General features: G+C 27.4%; 2 protein-coding genes. One reads left to right on the plus strand and one right to left on the minus strand.

Annotated features, from left to right (window positions below; translation table 11 throughout):
* Positions 1–262 precede the first annotated feature (262 nt).
* Positions 263–1,921 carry a glutamine--tRNA ligase/YqeY domain fusion protein gene (locus GBZ86_RS13090; protein WP_152891330.1) on the plus strand — a complete coding sequence of 553 codons (1,659 nt, stop codon included), beginning with the start codon at positions 263–265 and terminating at the stop codon, positions 1,919–1,921.
* 75 nt (positions 1,922–1,996) lie between these two features.
* On the opposite strand, the gene GBZ86_RS13095 is transcribed toward GBZ86_RS13090, so the two are convergent.
* Positions 1,997–4,464: putative mucin/carbohydrate-binding domain-containing protein (locus tag GBZ86_RS13095; RefSeq protein WP_170272255.1), on the minus strand; the 2,468-nt coding region annotated here is incomplete at its 5' end.

The raw sequence follows: 4,464 nt of genomic DNA on the forward strand, positions 1-4,464 counted from the left end.
CTCATAATTAATAATGTAAATTTGCGTATTATTGAAAAAATTGAAAATAGTGTAGATTATTATTAATAAAATCATATTAAAAGTTTAATTTTTAATATAATTTGTAGATAGATTTAGCTTTTTATGGTATATTAAAATCTATATGAAGAAGTATGTTTATACACATTAACAATAAAGATATAAGGAAAATTTAGCTATAGCTTAACATACATATCTGCTTATATCTAGATATATAAAAAATTGTGAGAAAAGGGATGATAAGATGTCAAACGTACCAAGTTCATCAAACTTTATAAGAAATATAGTAATAGATGATTTAGAAACTGGAAAGCATAATGAAATCATTACTCGTTTTCCACCAGAGCCTAATGGGTACTTACACATAGGTCATGCTAAGTCTATAATACTTAATTTCGAACTTGCTGATGAATTCAAAGGAAAAACAAACTTAAGATTCGATGATACTAATCCAACTAAAGAAGATACTGAATATGTTGAATCAATTAAAGAAGATGTTGAATGGTTAGGCTTTCACTGGGATAACCTATTCTTTGCATCAAATTATTTTGATACAATGTATGAAAAAGCACAACTTCTAATAAAAAAAGGAAAAGCTTATGTATGTGATTTAACTCCTGAAGAAATTAGACAATATAGAGGAACATTAACTCAACCTGGTAAAGAAAGTCCTTACAGAAATAGAACTGTTGAAGAAAATTTAGATTTATTTGAAAAAATGAAAAATGGAGACTTTCCAGATGGAAGTAAAGTTTTAAGAGCTAAAATAGATATGAGTTCTCCTAATATAAATATGAGAGATCCTATTATATACAGAATTTCTCATTCTGAGCATCATAATACAGGTTCAAAATGGTGCATTTATCCAATGTATGATTTTGCCCATCCATTAGAAGATGCTATTGAAGGAATAACTCATTCAATATGCACATTAGAATTTGAGGACCATAGGCCTTTATATGATTGGTTTGTTGCTGAATGTGAAATGGAATCCATACCTAGACAAATTGAATTTGCTAGACTTAACATAACAAATACTGTTATGAGTAAAAGAAAACTTAAATTATTAGTTGATGAAGGTATTGTAGATGGATGGGATGATCCAAGAATGCCTACTATAGCTGGTCTTAGAAGAAGAGGATACACATCAGAATCTATAAGAAAGTTCTGTAGAGAAATAGGAGTAGCTAAAGCAGGATCTACAGTTGATGCTCAAATGCTTGAATATTTTATAAGAGAAGATTTAAATTCAAAAGCACCAAGAGCTATGGCAGTTATAAATCCACTTAAATTAGTTATAACTAACTATCCTGAAGGACAGACTGAAATGCTAGAAATAGAAAATAATCCTGATGATGAAACAGCTGGAAAAAGACAAGTTCCATTCTCTAGAGAACTCTATATAGAAAAAGAGGATTTTATGGAAAACCCTCCAAAAAAATATTTCAGATTATTTCCTGGAAATGAAGTTAGACTAAAAGGAGCTTACTTTGTTAAATGTAATGATGTAATAAAAGATGAAAATGGTAATGTTACAGAAATTCACTGTACTTACGATATAGAAACTAAAAGTGGTTCTGGCTTTACAGGAAGAAAAGTTAAAGGAACTATACACTGGGTGGATGCTACTAGTGCTGTTCCAGCTGAATTTAGATTGTATGAACCTTTAATACTTGAATCTAAAGATGATGAGGAAGAAAAACATTTCTTAGAACAAATAAATCCAAATTCATTAACTGTAATGAAAGGATTTATTGAACCTCATTTTAAAAATGCTAAACCACAAGATAAACTACAATTATTTAGACACGGATACTTTAATGTAGATATTAAGAATTTTACTGAAGATAACTTAGTATTTAATAGAATAGTTTCATTAAAAAGTTCTTTTAGATTAAAATAACTTTTTAATTTATAAAAGCATAGGTATATAAAATTACCTATGCTTTATTTTTTATTATTAAATTAGTCTAATAATTTATTCAAATTTATATTCAATACCATTACTTCTTATATAGAAAGTAACTCTTGATAAATCTATATTTTTAAAACTAAATGGTGATGAAGAATTAGGTGAATTTATAACTTCTCCACTTAAGCTTAATCTACTTGGTTCAGCATGTTTAAGCTTAATATAATAACCATAGTTAAACAATTTATTATTTAATATTGTTGCGAAATCACCTGCATTTTCATTTCCAGTTACATCTGAAGTAGCTATATTTTGTCCATTATTATCATATAAGGTTGCACTAAAATATACATTATCTTTAAAATAAACATGAGATTTTGAACCTCCAGATTTTACAACTAATACTTTATTAGTTACATCAAATCCTAAAGTAGCTATTAAAACATCTCCTAATCCATAAAAACTAAATATATTATCTGATAATAAAGTTTTTACTTTTATTTTCTTTTCAACACTTATAGCTTTATCACTTTCCATAGAAGTAATTTTAAGAATACTATTTTCATCTATATTTTCAGAAATAATAATAGAAAACTTACTATTTGAATCAGCTGTAGCAGTATAAATGTTATTGTTCACAGTTAAATTAATTTTAGCATTTTGATTACTTATTCCTACTAAAGTTTTATTTGTTCCTGCATAAATGGATTTAACTGTTGGAGGAACAGAAATAGATGCGTATTTTTCAAAATTTACATTGCCAGGTATAATCATTGTAGTAGATTTACTATTGTCTATAACAAAATTCACTACTTCATTAGTATATTGATAATATCCATACATCTCCATATATGGAATAACATTCACTCCATATATTTTTGCTATAGCATAAACAACATATTCATGTCCTCTTAACCAAATTTCATTATTTCTATAATATCCAGTCATATCCCCTACAAAATTCATTCCAAAAAATTCTTGTAAAGATATAAAGAAATATAATCCTGTTCCAAATCCAAAACCTCTTTCTATAAAATTGCCATCTAATAAATAATCTTTATAGAAAACTTCAATATTTTTATTTTCATAAGCCTCTCTATCATTTCCCCAAAGCCAAGTAAATCCTATAGTTTTTTCAGCCATATTTTTAGAATACATATTAGTCCATATCTCTATAAAACCCCATCCTTGGTCATATAAATGACCATATTCATGAAATATTCCCCAACCAGCTGAAAAATACGTTCTTGAATTTTTAGGATGAGTATCTAACATAGTTCCACTAGCAGACATATAACCAACTTGTTCATTTCTAGCACTAACTAACACAAAATTTCTTCTTGGTTTATCTAACTGATTAGAAGCATTTATATCAAGCCCTGCTAACTTATTGTGCTCAAAAATTGTTTGTTCATGAAGTGCCAATACTTCAGTTGGAGATATGGGTAATGGAATATATTTGCATTTAGGGAAATAAATTCTTGCATTTTCTGAAATAGCCAACATTCCATTTTCCGTATTAGATTCCAATAAGTTGTTATATTCATTTTCATCTGTAATTACTGCTTCAAATATTTTGTTTTCTCTAATATCAAAAGTAGGTGTAATAATATAATTAATGTCATTATCTATACTTAAAATTACTTGAAAAGAAAAAGAAATAGAATCTCCTAAAATACTACTTATATTAGAAACATTTAAAAACAATTCTCCTTTTCTTGGAATAGAAATTATTTTATTTTCATTAACTGAAATATCAGAAATATAACGCATATTATCTACATCGTGCAAATTAACCTTAGCCGTTCCAGCAATATTTTCTCCTTTAATTAACATAGTAACATCTGTAGGATACATTATCTCTATTCCTAAAGGTTCTAAAGCATGAAATTGTATATTGAACCTTTTACGTTCTATAGAATGAGTAGGACTCACACTAGTTTTTCTATATATATTTATTGTTGGTATAGATGAAGTAGTTGGAATATCAATGCTAAAACTCAAAACACTTGGAGCATAATTAGTTCCTTCACCATGAAACTTAATTAAGTTATCTCCAGAATTTAAACTAATAGGTAAAGTAAACAGTTTTGCACTTGATACGGTCCAACCATTAGTTGGAGAAGGATTGTAAATTATTTCTGTATTTACTTCATTTACATCTATTTTAAAAGATCTACTCTCACCAGCTACATATTTTATGCCCAGGTTGTATATCCCACTATTTTCCATATTAACATTTATATTTACTGATCCATCATCAGGTCCACCAAGCCATCCTACTATTTTTCCATCATCAAGATTTTCTATTATTGCTCCATTTTCTAGAGTTCCTTCTAAAGCATTATAAACTTTTAAATTTACTGATTTAATAGAATTGTATAAGCTTTGTTCATTTGCATTTTCCAATTTAAAATATTCTTCTTCTATTTCTGATACATCATTTGATAATCCATTAATCCAATGTTCTACTAAATCATTAGATGCTCTTAATGCTAAAGTAAATGTGGTCATCAATTCATTATTCACATATA

Origin of the sequence: Clostridium tarantellae (genome assembly GCF_009295725.1) — a bacterium.
In the GTDB taxonomy this organism is placed as follows: Bacteria; Bacillota; Clostridia; order Clostridiales; family Clostridiaceae; genus Sarcina; species Sarcina tarantellae.